The 21781-nt window shown below is 71.0% G+C and carries 16 protein-coding genes; 10 read left to right on the forward strand and 6 right to left on the reverse strand.

Annotated elements, in window-relative coordinates; all coding sequences use genetic code 11:
* Positions 1-52: 52 nt before the first annotated feature.
* Both IE325_RS21240 and IE325_RS21245 read right to left on the reverse strand, forming a co-directional pair.
* Entirely contained in the window at positions 53-2503 is a 2451-nt protein-coding gene (locus tag IE325_RS21240; protein WP_190071545.1) for a hypothetical protein, read from the reverse strand.
* A gap of 119 nt (positions 2504-2622) precedes the next feature.
* On the reverse strand, positions 2623-3111 hold the full coding sequence (locus IE325_RS21245) for a GNAT family N-acetyltransferase (protein WP_190071546.1): 489 nt from the start codon (positions 3109-3111) through the stop codon (positions 2623-2625).
* A 133-nt stretch (positions 3112-3244) separates the two neighbouring features.
* Between IE325_RS21245 and IE325_RS21250 the strand changes: the two genes are divergently transcribed.
* Positions 3245-4402 carry an alpha/beta hydrolase family protein gene (locus IE325_RS21250; protein WP_190071547.1) on the forward strand — a complete coding sequence of 386 codons (1158 nt, stop codon included), beginning with the start codon at positions 3245-3247 and terminating at the stop codon, positions 4400-4402.
* On the opposite strand, the gene IE325_RS21255 is transcribed toward IE325_RS21250, so the two are convergent.
* Entirely contained in the window at positions 4383-5963 is a 1581-nt protein-coding gene (locus tag IE325_RS21255) for an MFS transporter (RefSeq protein WP_229911908.1), read from the reverse strand. The two genes, IE325_RS21250 and IE325_RS21255, sit on opposite strands and share 20 nt — an antisense overlap.
* A 448-nt stretch (positions 5964-6411) precedes the next feature.
* Between IE325_RS21255 and IE325_RS21260 the strand changes: the two genes are divergently transcribed.
* Positions 6412-7200 (forward strand): ABC transporter ATP-binding protein, encoded by a 789-nt coding sequence (locus IE325_RS21260; RefSeq protein WP_190071548.1) that lies wholly within the window; start codon positions 6412-6414, stop codon positions 7198-7200.
* A complete protein-coding gene (locus IE325_RS21265) occupies positions 7197-9767 on the forward strand; it encodes an ABC transporter permease (RefSeq protein WP_190071549.1) in 2571 nt (856 codons plus the stop codon). The genes IE325_RS21260 and IE325_RS21265 overlap by 4 nt, the downstream gene beginning before the upstream one ends.
* Before the next feature lie 88 nt (positions 9768-9855).
* Here the strand turns inward: IE325_RS21265 and IE325_RS21270 are convergent, their stop codons facing one another.
* Positions 9856-11310 carry a DUF2079 domain-containing protein gene (locus IE325_RS21270; protein ID WP_190071550.1) on the reverse strand — a complete coding sequence of 485 codons (1455 nt, stop codon included), beginning with the start codon at positions 11308-11310 and terminating at the stop codon, positions 9856-9858.
* Between the two features lie 203 nt (positions 11311-11513).
* Between IE325_RS21270 and mfd the strand changes: the two genes are divergently transcribed.
* Positions 11514-15044, forward strand: coding sequence for a transcription-repair coupling factor (gene mfd / locus IE325_RS21275; RefSeq protein WP_190071551.1), 3531 nt, complete (start codon positions 11514-11516; stop codon positions 15042-15044).
* 54 nt (positions 15045-15098) lie between these two features.
* Complete coding sequence (locus IE325_RS21280; protein ID WP_190071552.1) at positions 15099-15416, forward strand: hypothetical protein; 318 nt, start codon at positions 15099-15101, stop codon at positions 15414-15416.
* A gap of 38 nt (positions 15417-15454) precedes the next feature.
* Here IE325_RS21280 and IE325_RS21285 read toward each other — a convergent pair whose 3' ends face one another.
* Positions 15455-16054: a TetR/AcrR family transcriptional regulator gene (locus IE325_RS21285; RefSeq protein WP_190071553.1), complete on the reverse strand. Its 600-nt coding sequence runs from the start codon at positions 16052-16054 to the stop codon at positions 15455-15457.
* A 138-nt stretch (positions 16055-16192) separates the two neighbouring features.
* Here IE325_RS21285 and IE325_RS21290 point away from each other — a divergent pair, with 138 nt between their 5' ends.
* Entirely contained in the window at positions 16193-17095 is a 903-nt protein-coding gene (locus tag IE325_RS21290) for an SCO6745 family protein (protein ID WP_434095393.1), read from the forward strand.
* A 185-nt stretch (positions 17096-17280) separates the two neighbouring features.
* Here IE325_RS21290 and IE325_RS21295 read toward each other — a convergent pair whose 3' ends face one another.
* Positions 17281-17463 carry an Rv0909 family putative TA system antitoxin gene (locus tag IE325_RS21295; RefSeq protein ID WP_190071554.1) on the reverse strand — a complete coding sequence of 61 codons (183 nt, stop codon included), beginning with the start codon at positions 17461-17463 and terminating at the stop codon, positions 17281-17283.
* A gap of 194 nt (positions 17464-17657) precedes the next feature.
* Between IE325_RS21295 and IE325_RS21300 the strand changes: the two genes are divergently transcribed.
* The 4 genes from IE325_RS21300 to IE325_RS21315 all read left to right on the forward strand — a co-directional run bounded on the left by IE325_RS21300 (position 17658) and on the right by IE325_RS21315 (position 21640).
* The gene (locus IE325_RS21300) at positions 17658-18425 is read left to right on the forward strand and encodes an HNH endonuclease family protein (RefSeq protein ID WP_190071667.1); all 768 of its coding nucleotides are present in this window, start codon (positions 17658-17660) and stop codon (positions 18423-18425) included.
* Between the two features lie 96 nt (positions 18426-18521).
* Positions 18522-19265, forward strand: a complete 744-nt coding sequence (locus IE325_RS21305) for an N-acetyltransferase (RefSeq protein WP_190071555.1) — start codon at positions 18522-18524, stop codon at positions 19263-19265.
* 204 nt (positions 19266-19469) lie between these two features.
* Complete coding sequence (locus IE325_RS21310; protein ID WP_190071556.1) at positions 19470-20108, forward strand: hypothetical protein; 639 nt, start codon at positions 19470-19472, stop codon at positions 20106-20108.
* On the forward strand, positions 20105-21640 hold the full coding sequence (locus IE325_RS21315) for a serine/threonine-protein kinase (protein ID WP_190071557.1): 1536 nt from the start codon (positions 20105-20107) through the stop codon (positions 21638-21640). The genes IE325_RS21310 and IE325_RS21315 overlap by 4 nt, the downstream gene beginning before the upstream one ends.
* Positions 21641-21781 lie beyond the last annotated feature (141 nt).

The raw sequence follows: 21781 nt of genomic DNA on the forward strand, positions 1-21781 counted from the left end.
GTTAACTCAGACTTTTGATGCGTCTGTGCGGCGACTGAGGGCGACCACCGCACTACTTCAGGTGCACCAGCGCCACACTTCCGGGCACCTCGCCCCCACCGTCGAGCCGTGCCCCGAACACCAGCCGGCGGTCGACCCGCCGACGCACCGCCCGCCCCGCCACGACCCCGAACTCCACCCCGACCCGCCCTTCGGCCGGCACCCACACACGCGTGCCACTCGCGCCCCAGGGACGAACCGCCCAACCCGCCCCCATCGGCTCCGCGGCGACGGTCACATGGCGCCCCGAGTCACCGAAGTTGTAGACGTCGAGGGTCATCCGTGTACGACGGCCGAGCCGGTAGCCGTACGGCGGCGGCGCGTCGCCGTCCTCCTTGCCGGGCGCGGCATCGCGGGCGGCGTAGCGCTGGCTGAGGACGATGTGTTCGGCGGGGGACAGCCGGCCCGGGCGGTGGCGCACCCCCGCGTCCGTCCTCTCGGCGGCGACGGACCCGGAACGGGAGACGACGTAGACGGGATCCGGCGAGGCGACCACGGCCGAGCCTTTTGCCCGGATGCGGCGCCCCATGATGTCGTACGCCACCCCCGACACAGGCACGGTCACGCGTGTGTGCCGCTCGGCCCATACGACCGTCACCCGCCGCCCGCATCCGTCGTCGAAGACGAACCCACGGACGCCGGCGGGCAACTGCCGCACCGGCCCGACGAAGTGGGCGGCGCCCAGCAGCGAGGTCAGCGCGGCGAAGGCGCTGTACGCCGGGAGCGGCCCGAAGTCCTGGTCGAGCAGGCCGAAGTAGACACCGTCGTCGTGCAGAGGCGGGCCCGCGAACCAGAACTGCCGCTCGTTCCCCGCGGCCAGCCCTTCCACCATGGACCGCACCAGGAACCGCGCCTGCACCCGCTCCTGCGCCCGCGTCAAAGCCCCCGGGGTCTCCGACACCCCTGCTGTCCCCGATGCGCCCGGTGTCGTCAGGAAGGCCCCGCACTCCGTCATCCACAGCGGCACCCCGTCGGCCCCCTGCTGCCGGGCAAGTGTGTGCTGCTCCTGTGCGGCGCCCGGGAATTCGGGGTCGTCCTGCTGTGCGGGATCCGGATAGCCGTGGAAGGCCCACACGTCGGCGTACCGGACGACGTCGTTCGCCAGCATCAGGTCCTGGAAGGGTCCCGTCTGTGCGATCCCGGGCAGGACGACGAGCGGCGGCTGCTCGCCGGAGTCCCTGATGCCGAGCGCGGCCGCCTTCACGAAGGCCGCGTGGGCGTCGCCGGTGCTGCGGGTGGTGTCGACGTCGGGCTCGTTGGACAGCTGGAGCGCCTCGGGGGCGGCGCGGGCGAGGCGGCGGGCGTAGCGGTAGGCGTGGCGCAGGTCCGCCGGCAGGGGCAGCGAGGCGTCGGTCATCGCCCACTCGGGGGCGGGGGAGAGCACGTCCAGGACGGCGAGGCCGTGGGCACGCAGGGTGCGGGTGACCCGGTCGTGGTGCGCGGTGTCGTAGGCGCCGGGTGTGGGCTCGGCGGCCGGCCAGGACTGTCCGTCGCGGATCCATCCCGCCCCCATGTCCCGTATGGCGGCGGCGAATTCGGGCAGTCGGGAGGGCGGCACGAGGGAGGAGGCCCAGACGTTGACACCGAAGCGGTTGTCGGCCGGGGCGGTGACCGTGGTGGTCCGCCGCGCGGGGAGGCGGGCGAAGGTGCTGGTCACGCCGTCGTCGGTGTGGACGCGGTAATGGCCGGGCGGGAGGTCGGCCGGGAGGGCGACGGTGGTGGTGGTCCGGCCCGCGGGGATGGCCGTGCGGCCGTCGGCGACCTGGTGGCCGAAGTAGTCGGCGACGGTGTAGTGGACGGGGCGCGGGTGTGTGGCGCGACCGTTGAGGGTCAGGCGCAGGCGGGCGGGGCCGCCGGCGCGGTGACGGGGGACATGGGCCTCGCGCAGACCGGAGCCCGGAAGGGCGCGGGGGCGCAGGGTGAGGTGGTCCAGGGACAGGACGTACACGATGTTGTTGTCAAGGATCGTCGGCTCGACGACTCGTAATCTGAACGTGTTGTCCCCACCGCGGAGTTCCCACGAGCCGAGATCGATCACGGACAGATCTCCCCAGGCCGGTGCGGCCGCGTACCAGCGGGGCTGCGAACCGGCGAGTTCGTCGAACGGCCCGTCGTTCACGGACAACTGGAGATAGGAGCCGACCGCTTCCGTGTGCGGGGTCTCGACCGGGGCGGTGGCGACGGCGGTGAGCGCGTAGACATACGCCCGCGGGACACGGATGCGGTAGGTGGCGTACCAGCCGGTGTCCGACGGTGGCAGCTCGGCCGTCAGCAGGGCGAGATAGCGGCCGCCGGAGGCGCGGCGGTCGCGGGCCACGGGGATGTTCGTGCGGGTCGGGGACTCGCCGGGGATCGTGAGCACGGATGGTTCGGCCGAGCGGGCGCTGCCGGATCCGGTACCGGCCGTCACCGCCAGCGCCGCGCTGAGCCCTGCCGCCATGGCCGTACGCCTGTTGAGGTCCATGACTCCAGCAGACGTGCGACACCCATGACAGGGCGTCATACGGGAGGACGGACCGTCCCGGAGATGGTGTTACGGGGTCTGCCCTAGGGTCCGCGGCCAGGCGGCCGTCGGTGACACGGTCAACCCCCGAGAGGCGAGCGCCGGTAGCGGATGCCGGGCTGGTCGCCGATGGTGATGTCCTCCACTGCCGTGAAGGCGTTCCGCTCCAGGACGGCCCGGGAGGCGAGGTTGTCCAGGGTGGTCCTCGCGATCAGGGACGTCAGTGCGTACGTCGTCCCGGCCACCCGGCACATCTCCGCGACGGCTGCCGTGGCGACGCCCTTGCCCGCCGCCCGTTCCCCTATGCGGTAGCCGAGTTCGGCGCAGCCGTCCTCGACGTCGAGCAGGTTGACCCGACCAACGAGTTGACCCGAGTCGTCCAGTACGACGTGGAAGTGGCAGATCCCGGCGTCCTGTTCGGCCAGCAGCGCGGTGTGCCTGGCGGTGAAGTCGGCGAAATAGGCGTCCCCGCGGTCCGGCACCGTGCGGGCGAAGTACTCCCGGTTCTCACGCTCGAAGGCCAGCAGGGCGTCCGCGTGGTCGGCGCGCAGGCGCTCCAAGGTCAGCATGGGGAGAGCGTATGCGCGTACGTGCCGCGGGTCGTCCGACCTGGGTACGACGTCGGCATCACCCTCCGGCACCCCCGCGCTACGACCCCGGCCCGACGCGAGAACAGGGGGCCGCGGCCTAGCGTCCTGCCCCATGAACAGATCACGTCTCTTAGCACTGGCCGCGTCCGTCGCACTCGTCCTCGGACCCGCCCTGACCCTGCCGGCCGCCGGCGCTGAGCCGGCCCCCGCCGCGACCTCCACGGCCCCTGCCACCGCCCCGGCCGAACTGCCCCGCCCCACCGGCCCTCACACAGTCGGCCGAAGCACCCTCCACCTCGTCGACGTCGACCGCCCGGACCCCTGGGTGCCGTCCGCCGGGCCTCGGCAGCTGATGGTGTCCATGTACTACCCCGCCCGCCCCGGCACGAGCGGGCCGACGGCCCCCTACATGACTCGTGAAGAGGCTCGGCTCCTACTGGAGTTGAGGGTGCCGGACGCCACCGTTCCGCCGGAGACCATCAGCGGCGTCCGCACTTGGGCGCACACCGACGCCCGCCCCGCGCGCGGCAGGTTCCCGCTCGTCGTGCTCTCGCCCGGGTTCACCTTCCCGCGCGCCACCCTCACCGGTCTCGCCGAGGACCTGGCCAGTCGCGGATACGTCGTCGCACTGGTCGACCATCCCTACGAGAACGCCGGTACGACCCTGCCCGACGGGCGGACGCTGCCCTGCGCCATCTGCGACGAACTCCCCGAGGTCGGCCCGGACGTGGTCAAGAGCCGTGCCAAGGATCTCTCCTTCGTCGTCGACCGGCTGACCGGCAGGCATCCCGCGTGGCGGCACGCGCGCGTGATCGACCCGAAGCACATCGGCATGGCCGGGCACTCCATCGGCGGCGCCGCGACGGCCACGACGATGGCCGCCGACGCACGCGTGCGGGCAGGCGTGAACATGGACGGCACGTTCCAGGTGCGGGTCCCCGCCTCCGGCCTCGGCGGTCGTCCCTACCTGATGCTCGGACAGCGTGACAGGACCCTCGACGAGGACTGGAACCAGGTCTGGGCCGACCTGGACGGCTGGAAGCGCTGGCTGACCTTCGCCGGTGCCGACCACGGCTCCTTCACCGACGTGCCCCTCCTCGCGGAGCTGATCGGCATCCCGGACACCGCGCAGATGCCCTACGGGCGTTCACAGGCCCTCACGCGCGCGTACGTCGCCGCGTTCTTCGACCTGCACCTGAAGGGCATCCCTCAGCCGGTGCTCGACGGGCCGTCGCCGGACAACCCCGAGGTCAGCGTCCGTCTTCCCTGACGACATCGTCGGCGCCCTCATCGGTGTCTTCACCGGCGCCCTCACCGGCGTCCCCGCCGGCGGCCTCCTGGAGGACGGGGAACCGCCTCGGCGCCAGCAGCAACAGCACCAGAAAGGCCAGCGCCGCCGCGCAGGACGCCCCCAGATACACGGCGTGCACCGCGTCGGCGATGGCCCGCCTGGTCGCCTCCGGTGCCCTTCCGCCGGAATCCAGCGCCCGCGTCACCGAGTCCAGGTCGCTCGCGCCGCCGAGCCGTGACGCCAGTACGCCGTTCGCCACCGCGCCGAACAGCGCCGCGCCGATCGTCTGGCCCGTCTGCCGGCAGAACAGCACCGACGCCGTCGTGGTGCCCCGCTCCGACCAGCCGACCGTCGACTGCACGCCGATGATCAGCGGCAGCTGGAACAGGCCCAGCGCCGCGCCGAGCACCAGCATCAGCAGCGTCGGCTGCCACGCCTGCCCGGGATACGGCAGGAACAGGAACGCCAGCAGGATCAGCGAAGCCGTGCCGATCCCCAGCATCGCCGTGTTGCGGAAGCCGATCCTTCGGTACACGTGTTGGCTGAGCGCCGCCGACACCGGCCAGCTCAACGTCCAGACGGACAGCACGAATCCGGCCGCCACGGGGGCCAGGCCGAGGACCGCCTGAGCGTAGGTGGGCAGGAACACCGTCGGCGCCACCATCAGCAGCCCCAGCGCGCCCAGCGCCAGGTTCACCGCCGCGATCGTCCGGCGCCGCCACACCCACCCCGGGATGATCGGCTCGGCAGCCCGGCGCTCCACCCACACCACGACCGCCACCAGCGCCAGTCCCGTGCCGAACAGGGCGATCGAAGGCCCCGACAGCCACGGCCACGCCACCCCGCCCTGCACCAGCGCCGTCAACAGCACGCCCCCGCACGCGAACACGGCCAGCGCGCCCGCCCAGTCGACACGCGCACGCGTGCCCGTCGTCGCGCGCGCCGGCTCGTGCAGATGGCGCACGATCAGCCACAGGGCCACGGCCCCTATCGGCAGGTTGATCAGGAAGATCCAGCGCCAGTCCGCGTACGCCGCCAGGACGCCGCCCAACCCCGGCCCGGCGACCGCCGACAGCGCCCACACCGTCGACAGCCTGGACTGGATCCTGGGGCGTTCCTTGAGTGGGTACAGATCGGCGGCCAGCGTCTGCACCGTGCCCTGCAGCGCGCCGCCGCCCAGGCCCTGCACGATCCGGAACGCGATCAGCGCCGCCATGTTCCAGGCCACCGCGCACAGCAGCGAGCCCAGCAGGAACACCGCCGCGCCCGCGATCAGCACCGGTTTGCGGCCGAAGGTGTCGGAGAGCTTGCCGTAGATCGGGAGGGTCACCGTCACGGCCAGCAGATAGCCGGAGAACAGCCAGGAGAAGACCGAGAAGCCGCCCAGGTCGCCGACGATCTGCGGTACGGCCGTGGAGACGATGGTGGCGTCGAGCGCGGCCAGCGCCATCGCGAGCATCAGGGCCGCGACCACCGCCCCGCGCCTGTCGGTCCCGGTGCGCTGTGCGGTGTCGCGTATCGCGCCTCTCGTACTGCCCACCGGGTTCCTCTCCTGTTGCTTTCCCCTTGCACCTATCTGCCGCCGACAGCTTCCCACTTGACCCTGACGCGGCGGGAGGGTGGAGGCTCGATGCGTCCGAGGGGGGAGACGACCCCGACGTGCCCTCCGCCGAAGGGTGGAGACCCCTAGGGGGACCTCCGTACTACGTCTCGGGGAGGGTTGGTACCGGCGGAGGACGAGACGCCGGGGTGGCCGTCCTTAACCTGGCTTTACGCCGCTGGGGGGCGGCTTACCGAACCACCGGGGGTGGGGTTTTCCCCCGCACAAGACGGGGCCTGGCGCCAGCGCGCCGGACCCTCTCCCGCCACGAGACTGAACGTCGTACCAGTCTTCGCGATTCACCGAACGACAGATGCTCCGCCCAGCGATCGCCGACTGATCGCTGGCTGATCGCTGACTTTTCCATGACCGACTTAGGAGACATACCGTGACATCGGCTGTGACCATTCCCAGGCACGGGGGCACTGGAGGGCGTACGGCCGTTGCCGCGCGGGCGCGGCAGGTCGTCAAGGCGTACGGGTCGGGGGAGACCCGTGTCGTCGCCCTCGACCACGTCGACGTGGACATCGCGCGTGGCGGCTTCACCGCGATCATGGGCCCCTCGGGGTCCGGCAAGTCCACCCTCATGCACTGCCTCGCCGGGCTCGACACCGTCACCAGCGGTCAGATCTACCTCGACGAGACCGAGATCACCGGCCTGAAGGACAAGAAGCTCACCCAGCTGCGCCGTGACCGGATCGGCTTCATCTTCCAGGCGTTCAACCTGCTGCCGACGCTCAACGCCATCGAGAACATCACGCTGCCCATGGACATAGCGGGCCGCAAGCCCGACAAGCAGTGGCTCGCGCGCGTGGTCGACACAGTTGGACTTTCCGACCGACTCAAGCACCGGCCCACCCAGCTCTCCGGCGGCCAGCAGCAGCGCGTCGCCGTGGCCCGCGCCCTGGCCGCCCGCCCCGAGATCATCTTCGGCGACGAGCCGACCGGAAACCTCGACTCGCGCGCTGGCGCCGAGGTACTGGGTTTCCTGCGCAGGTCGGTCGACGAGCTCGGGCAGACCATCGTCATGGTCACGCACGACCCCGTCGCCGCCTCCTACGCGGACCGGGTGCTGTACCTCGCCGACGGCCGCATCGTCGACGAGATGTACAAGCCGACCGCCGACGCCGTCCTGGACCGCATGAAGGACTTCGACGCCCGGGGGCGTACGTCATGACCGTCCTGAAGACCTCGATGCGCAACTTCTTCGCGCACAAGGGGCGGATGGCCCTGTCGGCCGTGGCCGTGCTGCTGTCGGTGGCCTTCGTCTGCGGCACGCTCGTGTTCACCGACACGATGAACACCACCTTCGACAAGCTCTTCGCCGTCACCACCTCCGACGTCACGGTCAGCCCGAAGGACGCCGAGGACGAGGACGACGGCGCGGGCACCGGCCGGCCGGTCTCGCTGCCCGCCTCGACCGTCGAGCAGGTCGCCGCCGTGGACGGCGTGCGCAAGGCGGAGGGCGCGGTCGCCTCGACCAATGTGACCGTCGTCAACTCCGAGAACAAGAACATGGGTTCCTCCACCGGCGCGCCCACCTTCGCCGGCAACTGGACCGAGAACGACAAGAAGTCCATGGAGATCACCTCGGGGCACGCCCCGCGCGGGCCGACCGAGGTCATGGTCGACGCCGACACCGCCGACAAGCACGACCTCAAGGTCGGCGACGAACTGCGCACCATCGCCGCCACCGGCGACATCCGCGCGCGGATCGTCGGCATCGCCTCCTGGAAGGTGACCAACCCGGGCGCGGCCGTCGTCTACTTCGACACCGAGACCGCCCAGCGCGGCCTGCTCGGCGCCACCGGCCGCTTCACCCAGGTCTCCGTCACGGCGGCGGACGGCGTGAGCGACGCACGGCTCAAGCAGGACATCACCAAGACCCTGGACGGTTCCTACAAGATCCAGACGGCCAAGGAGAACGCCGACGAGAACCGCAAGGACGTCGGCGAGTTCATGGACATCATCAAGTACGCGATGCTCGGCTTCGCCGGAATCGCGTTCCTGGTGGGCATCTTCCTGATCATCAACACCTTCTCGATGCTGGTCGCCCAGCGCACCCGTGAGATCGGCCTGATGCGGGCGATCGGCTCCTCGCGCCGCCAGGTCAACCGGTCCGTGCTGGTCGAGGCGCTGCTGCTCGGCTTCGTCGGCTCCGTGCTGGGCGTGGGCGCCGGTGTCGGCATCGCGATCGGCCTGATGAAGCTCATGTCGATGGCCGGCATGAACCTCTCCACCGACGATCTGACGGTCAAGGTGACGACCCCCGTGGTCGGCCTGATCCTCGGCGTCGTCGTCACCGTCCTGGCCGCCTATCTGCCCGCCCGCAGGGCCGGCAAGGTCTCCCCGATGGCCGCCCTGCGCGACGCCGGCACACCGGCCGACGGCAAGGCGGGCTGGACGCGGGGTCTGATCGGCCTGGTGCTGACCGGAGCGGGCGCCTTCGCCCTCTACATGGCCGCGACGGCCGACAAGGCGAGCGACGGCGCGCTGACCCTGGGCGGCGGTGTGGTGCTGTCCCTGATCGGCTTCGTGGTCATCGGCCCGCTGCTCGCGGGCGGTGTGGTCCGGGTGATCAGCGCGGTCCTGCTGCGGGCCTTCGGACCCGTGGGCCGCCTGGCCGAGCGCAACGCCCTGCGCAACCCGCGCCGTACCGGTGCCACGGGCGCCGCCCTGATGATCGGCCTCGCCCTGGTGGCCTGTCTGTCGGTGGTCGGCTCCTCGATGGTCGCCTCGGCCACCAGCGAACTCGACAAGTCGGTCGGCGCGGACTTCATCGTCATGCGCGGCCAGCAGGGGATCGTCCCGGACGCCGAGAAGGCGATGCGGCAGACGCCCGGCCTGGAGCACGTCAGCCGCTCCAAGGACGTCAACGCCACGCTGACCTCGCCGGACGGCAAGGCAGACGACACGGGACTCACGGCCGCCGACCCGACGTACGCCGAGGACCTGCGCCGCAAGACGACGGAGGGCACCCTGTCCGCCGCGTACGGCAAGGACGCCATGTCGGTCGGCTCCGACTACGCCACCGAGCACGGCGTGCATGTCGGCGACACCATCTCCGTCGCCTTCAAGGGCGGCGAGACGGCGAAACTGAAGGTCGCGGCCATCACGGACGACGACACCTCCTTCGACCAGGGCGCGCGCTACATCAACATCGAGACGCTGCAGAAGTACCTCCCCGCCGACCGGATCCCGCAGAGCGACATGCTGCTCGGCAAGGCGAAGGACGGCCAGGAGGAGGCGGCGTACGCGGCCCTGAAGAAGTCGCTGCACGACTATCCGCAGTACCCGGTCCGCGACCAGACCGACTACAAGCAGGAGCTCAAGGACCAGATGGGCCAGCTCCTGAACATGGTCTACGGTCTGCTCGCCCTGGCGATCATCGTGGCGGTCCTGGGCGTGGTGAACACCCTGGCCCTGTCGGTGGTGGAGCGCACCCGTGAGATCGGCCTGATGCGCGCGATCGGCCTCTCCCGCCGCCAGCTGCGCCGGATGATCCGCATGGAGTCGGTGGTGATCGCCCTGTTCGGCGCCCTGCTGGGGCTGGGGCTGGGCATGGCGTGGGGGGCCACGGCCCAGAAGCTGCTGGCTCTGGAGGGCCTGAACGTCCTCGACATCCCGTGGCCGACGATCATCGGTGTCTTCATCGGCTCGGCCTTCGTGGGCCTGTTCGCGGCACTGGTGCCGGCGTTCAGGGCGGGCCGGATGAACGTGCTGAACGCGATCGCGACCGAATAGCCACCGCACACGGGGGTTGCGGGGGACGGGCCCGGTCCGGAAGGTGATCCCACCTCCCGGACCGGGCCTCACGGCGTCCAGGGAGCCGCTAGCCCTCGGCCCTGCGCTCCAGGAGTACGACCCCGTAGGCGGTGCCCTTGACGGCGTACCGGGCGTCCGGGTGCAGCTGCCGCGCGTAGGCCTCGACGTCGGCATAGCGCTTACGGGAGTTGTCGAGGGCGATGAAGTCGGGGTCGACGCCCTGCGTGTTGCTGATCCAGAAGACCCGGCAGCGTGAGGTGAGGCGGCTTATGGGAGCGATGTTCGCCTCGACGGAGGCGTTGTCGGGCACCTCGGCGAGGAGCCGCTCTATCGCCGTCACGCGCGCGGGCTTGCGGTAGATCTCGCTCTCGGCCAGCGCGGCCAGCGGCAGCGAGGTGGTGAGGGCGACCGAGGCCGCCGCGACGGCTGCGGGCAGATGATGGACGTACGAACGCAGCCACGCGCGCGTGCTGTCGCGCGCGATGCCGAGGGCGTCGACCAGGGCGAGGGTGACGATGGGCATCAGGACGGCGTTGTAGTGCCAGTCGGTGCCCCAGTACTGCGGATAGGACGAGACGAACCGCCAGCCGATCGTGGGCAGCGCGACGAGCAGGATCGGCGACCGCAGGGCGAGCAGCCCGCTGGTCGGGACGAGCAGCCAGCCGAGCGTACGGAGCTTGGTGTCGAGGCCGTCGAAGGGCCCACCGCCGCCGGACTCGTCGACCTTGCTCCAGTAGTCGTAGGTACCGCCGGAGTTGAAGCTCGGGATGACCAGCAGCAGGGTGACCGCCAGGGCCACGACGCCGAAGACGGCGACGCCGATCGCGTACCGGGACGCGCGCGCGGACGTCTCGCGGGCCCGCCAGGCGACGATCAGGGCGATGGCGGTGACGGTGAACCCCAGGTCCTCCTTGACGAGGACCAGGGGCATCGCCCACAGCAGGGCGGCCCGCCAGCGCCGCGCGAGGAGCGCCTCAAGGCTGAACGCGATCAGCGGTACGGCGAAGCAGATCTCGTGGAAGTCGAAGTCGACGGCCTGCTGAAGCCCCCACGACAGCCCGTACGCGATGCCGATCGCCAGCCCCTGCCCCCGCCCCAGCAGCCGGGCCGCGGCGCGGGTGACCGGGACGGCGGAGAGGGCGAACAGCGCGGCCTGGGCGACGAGCAGGGTGAGGGACGAGGGGAAGACCCGGTAGACGGGCGCGAGGAGGACCGTCACCGGGCTGAAGTGATCGCCCAGGATGTTGAACCCGGGTCCCTTGAGGTCGGCGATAGGCGCCTGAAGATGCGCGTAGGACCGGATGACCTGCTCGAAGATGCCGAGGTCCCATGAGCGCTGGCCCAGATGCCGGTAGCGGCCCACGGAGACGATCGCGTAGCCGACGGACAGCACACCGGCGAGGACCCAGGGATCCCACCGGCCGCCACCAGGCTCCACACGGCCGGAGGCGCCTTGCGCGGGGGCCGGTATGTGGGGGTCCGTGGAGGCGTCCGCGGGCGTGGACGTGGCGCGGGTGGACATGAGGGGACCTTACGCGGTGTACATCCCTGGCCCTTACTCGGTGGAGGGTGACGCTCGGGCAGGGGCACGCGGCCGGTGACGGAGAACGTACGTTATCCACAGGCCCCGACGCCCGCCCGCGCAGCGACGTACGCTGGAACACCCGGCTCGTCACAGGTGTCGGGCCCTTCGTGTTGCCCACCCCTGGACGGAAAGCGCCCTCCATGAGTCTGCACGGTCTGCTCGACGCCGTAGTCAAGGACACCGCCCTCGCGGAAGCGATCACGGCGGCCGCAGACGGCAACCGCATGCACGTCGACCTGGTCGGCCCCCCGGCGGCCCGTCCGTTCACGATCGCCGCCCTCGCCCGTGAGACCGACCGCCCGCTCCTCGCGGTGACGGCGACGGGCCGGGAGGCCGAGGACCTGGCGGCGGCCCTGCGCTCCCTCCTCCCCTCGGAGGGCGTCGTGGAGTACCCGTCCTGGGAGACCCTCCCGCACGAGCGCCTCAGCCCTCGCAGCGACACAGTCGGCCGCCGTCTCGCGGTGCTGCGCCGCCTCGCCCACCCCCGTACGGACGACCCGGAGACGGGCCCGGTCTCGGTCGTCGTGGCACCCGTCCGCTCGGTCCTCCAGCCCCAGGTCAAGGGCCTCGGCGACCTGGAGCCGGTGGCGCTGAGGACCGGCCAGAGCGCCGACCTCAACGCCATCGTGGACGCCCTCGGGGCCGCCGCCTACGCACGCGTGGAGCTCGTCGAGAAGCGCGGCGAGTTCGCCGTACGAGGCGGCATCCTGGACGTCTTCCCGCCCACCGAGGAACACCCCCTGCGCGTCGAGTTCTGGGGCGACGACGTCGAGGAGATCCGCTACTTCAAGGTCGCCGACCAGCGCTCCCTCGAAGTCGCCGAGCACGGCCTGTGGGCCCCGCCCTGCCGCGAGCTGCTCCTCACCGACGACGTACGCGCACGCGCACGTGCCCTCGCCGAGGAGCACCCCGAGCTCGGCGAACTGCTCGGCAAGATCGCCGAGGGCATCGCCGTCGAGGGCATGGAGTCCCTCGCGCCGGTCCTCGTCGACGACATGGAGCTGCTGCTCGACGTCCTGCCCAAGGGCGCCATGGCCGTCGTATGCGATCCGGAGCGGGTACGCACGCGTGCCGCCGATCTCGTGGCGACCAGCCAGGAGTTCCTACAGGCGTCCTGGGCCGCCACGGCAGGCGGCGGCGAGGCGCCCATCGACGTAGGCGCGGCCTCCCTGTGGTCCATCGCGGACGTACGTGACCGTGCGCGCGAGCTGGACATGATGTGGTGGTCGGTGTCGCCCTTCGCGGCCGATGAGACGCTCGACGCGGACACCCTCAAGCTCGGCATGCACGCGCCCGAGTCCTACCGCGGCGACACCGCCAAGGCCCTCGCCGACACCAAGGGCTGGCTCGCCGACGGGTGGCGCACCGTCTTCGTGACCGAGGGCCACGGCCCGGCGGCCCGCACGGTCGAGGTGCTCGGCGGCGAGGGCGTCGCGGCCCGCCTGGAGACGGACCTGGGGGAGATCTCCCCGTCCGTCGTGCACGTGGCGTGCGGCTCGATCGACTACGGCTTCGTGGACCCGGTCCTGCGGCTGGCCGTCCTGACCGAGACCGACCTGTCCGGGCAGAAGGCGGCCGGCAAGGACGGCGCCCGGATGCCGGCCCGCCGCCGCAAGACCATCGACCCGCTCACCCTGGAGACGGGCGACTACATCGTCCACGAGCAGCACGGCGTCGGCCGCTACATCGAGATGGTGCAGCGCACCGTCCAGGGCGCCACGCGCGAGTACCTCGTCGTCGAGTACGCCCCCGCCAAGCGCGGCCAGCCCGGCGACCGGCTGTACATCCCCACCGACCAGCTGGAGCAGATCACCAAGTACGTCGGCGGCGAGGCGCCCACACTGCACCGCCTGGGTGGCGCCGACTGGACGAAGACCAAGGCGCGCGCCAAGAAGGCCGTCAAGGAGATCGCCGCCGACCTGATCAAGCTCTACAGCGCGCGCATGGCCGCGCCCGGACACGCCTTCGGCTCGGACACGCCCTGGCAGCGCGAACTGGAGGACGCCTTCCCGTACGCCGAGACCCCGGACCAGCTGACGACCATCGCCGAGGTCAAGGAGGACATGGAGAAGTCGGTCCCGATGGACCGCCTGATCTGCGGCGACGTCGGTTACGGCAAGACGGAGATCGCGGTACGGGCCGCCTTCAAGGCGGTCCAGGACGGCAAGCAGGTCGCGGTCCTGGTGCCCACGACCCTGCTCGTGCAGCAGCACTTCGGGACGTTCTCCGAGCGCTACTCGCAGTTCCCGGTGAACACCCGCGCCCTGTCCCGCTTCCAGAGCGACACCGAGGCGAAGGCCGTCCTGGAGGGACTGAAGGACGGCGCGGTCGACATCGTCATCGGCACACACCGGCTGTTCTCGTCGGAGACCAAGTTCAAGGACCTCGGCCTGGTCATCGTCGACGAGGAGCAGCGCTTCGGCGTCGAGCACAAAGAGCAGCTGAAGAAGCTGCGCGCCAACGTCGACGTACTGACGATGTCCGCGACCCCGATCCCGAGGACCCTGGAGATGGCCGTCACCGGCATCCGCGAGATGTCGACCATCACCACCCCGCCGGAGGAGCGGCACCCGGTCCTGACCTTCGTCGGCCCCTACGAGGAGAAGCAGATCGGCGCCGCGATCCGCCGCGAACTGCTCCGCGAGGGCCAGGTCTTCTACATCCACAACCGCGTCGAGTCGATCGACCGCGCGGCCGCCCGCCTGCGCGAGATCGTCCCCGAGGCGCGCATCGCGACGGCCCACGGCCAGATGTCGGAGCAGGCCCTTGAACAGGTCGTCGTCGACTTCTGGGAGAAGAAGTTCGACGTGCTCGTCTCGACCACGATCGTCGAGTCCGGCATCGACATCTCCAACGCCAACACCCTGATCGTCGAGCGCGGCGACAACTTCGGCCTCTCCCAGCTGCACCAGCTGCGCGGCCGGGTGGGCCGGGGACGGGAGCGCGGCTACGCCTACTTCCTGTACCCCCCGGAGAAGCCGCTGACCGAGACGGCCCACGAGCGTCTCGCGACCATCGCCCAGCACACCGAGATGGGCGCGGGCATGTACGTGGCCATGAAGGACCTGGAGATCCGAGGCGCCGGAAACCTCCTCGGCGGCGAGCAGTCCGGCCATATCGCGGGCGTCGGCTTCGACCTGTACGTCCGTATGGTCGGCGAGGCGGTCGCGGACTACCGCGCGTCCCTGGAGGGCGGTGTCGAGGAGGAGCCGCCGCTGGAGGTCAAGATCGAGCTCCCGGTCGACGCGCACGTCCCGCACGACTACGCCCCCGGCGAGCGGCTCCGCCTCCAGGCGTACCGCGCCATCGCCTCCGCCAACACGGAGGAGGACATCAAGGCCGTACGCGAGGAACTCGTCGACCGCTACGGCAAGTTGCCCGAGCCGGTGGAGAACCTCCTGCTGGTGGCGGGTCTGCGCATGCTGGCCCGCGCGTGCGGCGTCGGCGAGATCGTCCTACAGGGCAACAACATCCGGTTCGCGCCGGTGGAACTGCGCGAGTCCCAGGAACTGAGGGTCAAGCGCCTGTACCCGGGCAGCGTCATCAAGCCGGCGGTGCACCAGGTGCTGGTGCCGCGCCCGAAGACCGCGAAGGTGGGCGGGAAGCCGCTGGTCGGGCGGGAGTTGCTGGGGTGGGTCGGGGAGTTTCTGGCGTCGATTCTGGGGTCGTGAGCGGATCTTGGGGCGGATCTTGAGCGGATCTTTGAGCGGATGGGGAGCCGTACGGTGATTCGAGACCTCTACAACGTCCGGTTGCGGCCCGTGGAGGACACCGCGCCGGCGCTGACCGACGAGGAGGAACAGCGCTACCGGGCTGTGCTGTTCAGCGAACTCGGCAACAAGATCGCCGACCGGGGCTGGGTGCGGTACCCGGCGTACACACCGGAGGAGCGCCGCCGGCTCGTGGACGTGGCCCATCGCCTCTCCGCGTACTGGGGGCGGCAGGTGCTCGTGGAGGCCGAGGACCATTGCGGGCTCAGGCTGTGCCTCGCGGGGTACGAAGCGCCGGAAGTCTCCTCAGGGGCTGAAGGGCTGAGGAGTTGAAGGGCTGAGGGCGGCTCCCGCGGCACGGATGGACTCGGCTATGGCCGTGAGGTCGGTTCGCCGCGGAACAGCGTCGTCGCCAGCGTCCGGAACACCTCCTCGGGATCCTTGTCGCCGATCGGGCCGTCCAGGTTGTGGCCGAGGAGCAGCGTGGCGAAGCCGTGGGCCAGGGACCAGGCGGCGACTCCGGCGAGACGGGTGTCGATGCCGAGTCCCTCGGGGCGCAGGGCGGCGACGGCGCCGCTCAGGGCGTCACCGGCGAGGGCGCGGGCCGTGGTCAGTTCCAGGTCGCCGGTGCGCAGCAGCTCGGGCGTGAACATCACCTGGAAGTGCGCTGGGTGCTCGCGCGCGAAGCGGACGTAGCGCACGCCCGCGTCCCTCAGGTCCGAGGCCTCGATGACCGCGGTCGCCAGCAGCCCGAACCCCTCGGCGGCGATGGCCGTGAGCAGCCCGGTGCGGTCCTTGAAGTGATGGGCCGGCGCCGCGTGCGAGACACCGGCGCGGCGGGCGAGGTCACGCAGGCTCAGCGCGGACGGGCCGTCGGCGGCGATGACGTCCAGCGCGGCGGTGAGGATCGCCCGGCGCAGGTCGCCGTGGTGGTAGGGGCGGCGGGCGGACGACTGTTGTGCGGGTGACATGGGCAGCAGAGTACGCCCCATCTAGTCGGCGACAAGTTGCCCGGCGATTTCTTCGATCTAGTCATTGACAAGTTGTGTGGCGGTGCGGCAATCTTGTCGTTGTCAAGTTGGAGTTCGTGGCAGGGGGGTCGCGTCGTGGTGAAGGTGAAGCGCGAGGACGGTCTGGAGCCGGGTCGTGTACGTCAGCTCTGGCACCTGTTGGAGCCGCTGCATGCGGTGTTGTACTACGCGCCGGAGGTCTTCGAGGAGGCCGCCGCACTCGGATACGGCACCGAGGAGCGCTGGCCGAGCCACTTCCCGTACCGGGCCGCGCCGTTGGGGGCGGTAGGTGCGCGGCAGGTGGCGTCCGCCTTCTACAGCTTCAGTCCGCGCATGGTCGCCGAACACATCGACCCGGCCTGGAAGATCACCGCCCCGGAGGATCTGCTGCGCGCGCGGACGCGAGGTATCGACCGGGCCTACCGTGCGATATTCGGCGACCGGGTGGACAGTCCTGAGCTGGCGGAAGCCGCGGCCCTGGCCCGCCGCGCGGCCGAGGCGGCGGACATCGCGGGCCGCCCGCTCGCCGCGGCCAACGCCGCCCTGGACTGGCCGCGGGCCCCGCATCTCCAGCTCTGGCACGCGGCGACGATCCTGCGCGAACACCGCGGCGACGGCCATATAGCGGCGCTGCAGGCGGCCGGCCTCGACCCCATCGAGTCGCTGGTGTCCTTCGCCGCAATAGGTGCCGCGTCGGTCGAGCGCTTCGAGAGTCGTGGCTGGAGCCCCGAGGAATGGGAGTCCGCGCGGGGCCGGTTGGCCGCCCGTGGTCTGGTCGATGCCGACGCTGAGGCCGACGCCGCTGGTGCCGCCACGGAAGCGGGTCGTGAGCTACGGCGCACGGTCGAGGAGCAGACCGACCAACTCGCCGCCGCGCCCTGGCGATCGCTCACCGCGGCCGAGGTCGACCGCCTCGTGGAACTGCTGGGTGAGTTCTGGGTGGCGGTGCTCTCCTCGGGGCTGCTGCCGGCGGAGACGACGTTGGGTATCGGGAAGGTCTGAGAGGCCAGGAAGGGGGGAGCGTCCGCGAGGGGTGGGCGCTGGCTGAGGGCGGAGCATCCGCGTGGGGGGAGGGCGCCGACCGCACGAAGCCGCCCGCAGGAGGTGGGCCTCCGCGGACGGCCTCTGTTCTCAAGGAGGTTCGATGGCAGCCCGGCTGGGACGTGCTCCTCCGTGGCTCTCCGGCCCTACGGCTGCTCGGGCTTGTCGCGATCCATGCCGAGTTCGCGCTCCATCCGCTGCTGCGCCTCGTCGACCTGGCTCTCGTACTTGTTGCCCGTCTTCTCGTTGACCTTCCGCTCCCCGGCGTCGGACATGTCCTTTGCCTTCTCCTGCGCCTGGCGGTTCTTGAACCTGTCGAAGATGCCCATCCAGAGCTCCTTCCGGAGGTGATTCACCACCGACGATACGCCCGGGTTGTGAAGTATGCGCGATTGGTCCCGTAGTGGTCTGGACCTCTTGAGTGCCGCCGTGCGCCGGGTCGCTACCGTGTGCACGACGGTGTACCAGGGAAGACCGCCCCTGCGGGGCGGAACGCGCGGCAAAAGGGGAGGGACGCATCGTGATGCGTCTGAGGGGCGGGGCGGCGAGCGCCGCGGCGATGCTCGGCATGGTGCTGGTACTGGCGGGCTGTGAGAACGTCGATGTGTCCGTGGACGACGAGTCCTCAGGCTCCGTCCCGGCCAACGGATCGGGCCGTGCGGTGAGCCCACTGGACAACCCCGACGGCACGAAACCGGGGCTCGCGCCCCTCACCTCGGACTCCGACCGGGCCGAGGCGCGGACCCTGATAGCGAAGGTGACCACAAAGGGCCGTGGCCCCAAGACGGGCTACGACCGGGACGAGTTCGGCTACGCCTGGATGGACTCGGCCCCGGGCGGCATCCCGTTCGCCCGCAACGGCTGCGACACCCGCAACGACCTGCTCAAGAGGGACGGCGAGGCGGTTCGCTTCCGGTCCGGCTCCGACTGCGTCGTGACCTCCATGACGCTGCACGACCCGTACACGGGCCGGACCATCGAGTGGACCAAGTCCCGTGCCACGACCGTGCAGATCGACCATGTGATGCCGCTGTCCTACGACTGGCAGATGGGCGCCTCCCGCTGGCCGAAGGGCAAGCGCCAGGACATCGCCAACGACCCCCTCAACCTCATACCGGTGGACGGCCCCACCAACAGTTCCAAGGGTGACTCCGGCCCCGCGTCCTGGCTGCCCCCGGACAAGGGGATCCGCTGCTCGTACGCGGTGCGGTTCGCGCAGGTGTCGCTGAAGTACGAACTGCCCGTGACCACAGCCGACAAGGAGATGATGCTGGGCCAGTGCGGAGGGTGAGCGGCGGGTGAACCGGCGCGGGAGCCGGTCCGGTCGGCCGGGGCAGAGGGCGAAAACGGCTTCCCGGTAAGGGCGCGGGCGCCTACGGTTTCCGCCATGGAACTGAAGGTGTCGAGCGTCGCGGACCGCCCGGAGATGCTCCAGCGGGTGCTGGCCATGGCGGACACCTGGCCGGAGTTCGTGGTCCAGGACCCCGTGGGCAACGCCCACTACGGCCGGATCCCGCGTGAGTTCCCCGAGTACGCGCTGTTCGCGGAGGACGAGCGGGGCGAGGTGGTGGCCCAGGCCTTCAGCGTGCCGTTCGCCCTCGGCACCGAAGGGCGCGGCCGGCTGCCCGCGAGGGGCTGGGACGAGGTGCTGGTGTGGGCGTTCGCCGACCTGCGCGCCGGCGTCCGGCCCGACACGGTCAGCGCCATCTCCGTCGTCATCGCCCCGCACGCCCTGGGCGGCGGCCTGTCCGCCCGGATGCTCTCCGCGATGCGGGACAACGCCCGTGCCCACGGCTTCCGCGAGGTCGTCGCCCCGGTCCGGCCCAACGCCAAGCACCTCGAACCCCGCACCCCCATCGAGGAGTACGCCCACCGCGTACGCCCCGACGGACTGCCCCACGACCCGTGGCTGCGGGTCCACGCCCGTGCCGGAGCCGCCATCGACTCCATCGCCCCGGCCTCCATGACCGTCGCCGGTTCGCTGGAGCAGTGGCGTCGCTGGACCGGGCTGCCCTTCGACACCCGGGGCGACATCGAGGTGCCCGGCGCCCTGGTGCCGGTGCGCTGCGAGCCGGAGCGGGACTACGCGGTGTACGTCGAACCCAACGTATGGATGCGGCACCCGCTCTGAGCGACGCGGAAGGTGAGCCTCCGCACGACCTGCGCCGAAGCGTGCGGCGATCGGAGTGCTCAGCACCACAACGGTTCGGTACATCCGGTGACCGTATGTCGGTGTCGACCTATACGCTCGAAGCGACAATCACATGACCGAGGTTGCCCCGCACCGGGCAGGGTCGGTCGGCCCGTACGCCCACCTCAGGCATCAGGAGCAACCATGCAAGGCCACGGCTATCCGCAGCCGGTGAACCAGCCGACGCCGACCGGTTGGCTCGTCTTCCTGCGCGTGGTCTTCGTCGTGATCTCGGTACTGAGCTTCGGCCTGTTGACGTGGACGATGATGCTCCGTCTGGCCATCGTGACGCGCAAGCCGCTCGACTGGATCCTGTTCGGGGCGTCGATCGTGGTGGAGTTCCTCGGGCTGTATCTGTTGGGCTCCGAGTCCGGCGACGAGATCCACACCGCGGGCGGCTGGATGGGCCTCCTCCTCATCCTGGGCGGCCTCGTGGCCTTCATCGCGTACTACCTCGCCGCGGACATACGCCACTTCCACCAGGCCCGTTCCCCCGGTTACCCGGGGCAGCGGCCCCCGGCCCAGGCCTACGGCTACCCGCAGCCGCAGTCGCCGTACACCGCCACGACGGTTCCGCAGTCGACGCCGATGCCCCGGGCGCCCGACTCCGGGACACCGATGTCCCAGACCCAGACGCCGATACCCCGGACACCGGTGCCGCCGCCCCCGCAGCGCCCGGCGCCCGCGCGCATCGACCAGGTGCGTGCCGAGCTGGACGAGCTCAGTGACTATCTGCGCCAGCACGACGGCCGGCAGGACGGCAACCACGAGGGCCGAAGATGACCGTGGCGGCAGGACGTGTCGTCGCCGACCGCTATGAACTGTCCACGCTCATCGGACAGGGCGGCATGGGACAGGTCTGGACGGCGTACGACCAACGGCTCGACCGACGCGTCGCGGTGAAGCTGCTGCGCCCCGACAAGGTGGCCGGGCAGGAGGCGGACGAGCTGCGCCGCCGGTTCGAGCGCGAGTGCCGGGTGACCGCACAGGTCGACCACCCCGGGCTCGTCACGGTGCACGACGCGGGCAGCGAGGGCGAGGAACTCTTCCTCGTCATGCAGTACGTCGACGGAGTCGACCTCTCCGCCCATCTCGCCGAGCGCGACCCGTACCCCTGGCAGTGGTCGGTGGCAGTCGCCGCGCAGCTGTGCGCCGTACTGAGCGCCGTGCACGCCGTGCCGATCGTCCACCGCGACCTCAAGCCGCGCAATGTCATGGTGAAGCAGGACGGCACCGTCACCGTCCTCGACCTCGGCGTCGCCTCCGTCATGGACGCCGACACCACCCGCCTCACCCACACCGGCACGCCCATCGGCTCACCCGCCTACATGGCCCCCGAGCAGGCGATGGGCGGCGCGGTCGGCCCGTACACCGACCTGTACGCGCTCGGCATCGTGCTGCATGAACTCCTCAGCGGAGACGTGCCGTTCTCGGGCTCGACCGCGCTGGGCGTGCTGCACCGGCATCTGTACGAGCCTCCGCAGCCCGTGCGCCGGATCCGCCCCGAGGTCCCCGAGGCACTCGAAGCCCTGGTCCTGCGCCTGCTGGCGAAGGACCCGCAGCACCGCCCCGCCTCCGCGCAGGAGGTGTACGAGAGCCTGGAAACGCTCCTGCCCGCGCGCGGCACCCCCACCGGAGCGCCCCTCGACCCCACCCGCCCCTTCCTGCGCCCGCACGCCCCCTGGCCGGACCGCGCCCGCACCCCCGCGCCCCAGCCCGCACCCGCCACACCCATCACGCCCGACAGCGACAAGCCGGATGTCGCGCGCGCCGTCGACGAGGTCAAGCGGCTGCTCGGCGAGGGCCGTATCACCCAGGCCGTCGACATCCTCGGCTCGATCCTGCCCACCGCGGCCGAGCAGCACGGCGAGCACTCCCCGGTCGTGCGCAGCCTGCGCAAGCAGTACGCGGCCACGCTCATGGACGACGGCCAGTACCGGCGCGCGCTGCCCGAGCTGCGCCGCCTCGCCGACGAGCGCGCCGCCGAGGCCGGCCAGGCCGACCCGCAGGCGCTGCGCTTCCGCTACGACGTCGCCCAGTGCCTGGAACAGCTCGGCCAGCCGGCGGCCGCGCTCACCGAGTACCGCGCGCTGCTGCCGTACTACGAGAACCAGTACGTCTCGGGCAACCCGGAGCTCGCCCACGACGTGCGCCGCCGCATCGGCCACCTGCTGCTCGCCGTAGGCGATCGCCGCTCCGCCCACGACACCCTGGCCCGGCTGCTGCTCGACGTGGAGCGGCTGCACGGTCCCGGGCACCCGGTCGCGGCGGAGGTGCGACGCACCCTGCAGTGGCTGGGACAGGTGCGCGGCTAGGCCCTGCACGGGGTCACCCCCGCATGGCGGTGCGCCGCGGTGCCCGAAGTCCTGGTGAATCGTTGGTCGAATGGGTTGGCCAGAGCTTGCCCACTGCCTACCATCGATCACCGCAAGACTTTGTGCACTGCCGCACAAGCT

The sequence above is a fragment of the Streptomyces lanatus genome, assembly GCF_014655715.1.
In the GTDB taxonomy this organism is placed as follows: Bacteria; Actinomycetota; Actinomycetes; order Streptomycetales; family Streptomycetaceae; genus Streptomyces; species Streptomyces lanatus.

Excerpts from the sequence above, each read along its gene's own strand:
- IE325_RS21245 (WP_190071546.1), bottom strand. The coding sequence starts at position 3,111 with ATGCTGACCTTGGAGCGCCTGCGCGCCGACCACGCGGACGCCCTGCTG.
- IE325_RS21250 (WP_190071547.1), top strand. The coding sequence starts at position 3,245 with ATGAACAGATCACGTCTCTTAGCACTGGCCGCGTCCGTCGCACTCGTC.
- IE325_RS21315 (WP_190071557.1), top strand. The coding sequence starts at position 20,105 with ATGACCGTGGCGGCAGGACGTGTCGTCGCCGACCGCTATGAACTGTCC.
- IE325_RS21265 (WP_190071549.1), top strand. The coding sequence starts at position 7,197 with ATGACCGTCCTGAAGACCTCGATGCGCAACTTCTTCGCGCACAAGGGG.
- IE325_RS21310 (WP_190071556.1), top strand. The coding sequence starts at position 19,470 with ATGCAAGGCCACGGCTATCCGCAGCCGGTGAACCAGCCGACGCCGACC.
- IE325_RS21300 (WP_190071667.1), top strand. The coding sequence starts at position 17,658 with ATGCGTCTGAGGGGCGGGGCGGCGAGCGCCGCGGCGATGCTCGGCATG.
- IE325_RS21240 (WP_190071545.1), bottom strand. The coding sequence starts at position 2,503 with ATGGACCTCAACAGGCGTACGGCCATGGCGGCAGGGCTCAGCGCGGCG.
- IE325_RS21270 (WP_190071550.1), bottom strand. The coding sequence starts at position 11,310 with ATGTCCACCCGCGCCACGTCCACGCCCGCGGACGCCTCCACGGACCCC.
- IE325_RS21305 (WP_190071555.1), top strand. The coding sequence starts at position 18,522 with ATGGAACTGAAGGTGTCGAGCGTCGCGGACCGCCCGGAGATGCTCCAG.
- IE325_RS21285 (WP_190071553.1), bottom strand. The coding sequence starts at position 16,054 with ATGTCACCCGCACAACAGTCGTCCGCCCGCCGCCCCTACCACCACGGC.
- IE325_RS21295 (WP_190071554.1), bottom strand. The coding sequence starts at position 17,463 with ATGGGCATCTTCGACAGGTTCAAGAACCGCCAGGCGCAGGAGAAGGCA.
- mfd (WP_190071551.1), top strand. The coding sequence starts at position 11,514 with ATGAGTCTGCACGGTCTGCTCGACGCCGTAGTCAAGGACACCGCCCTC.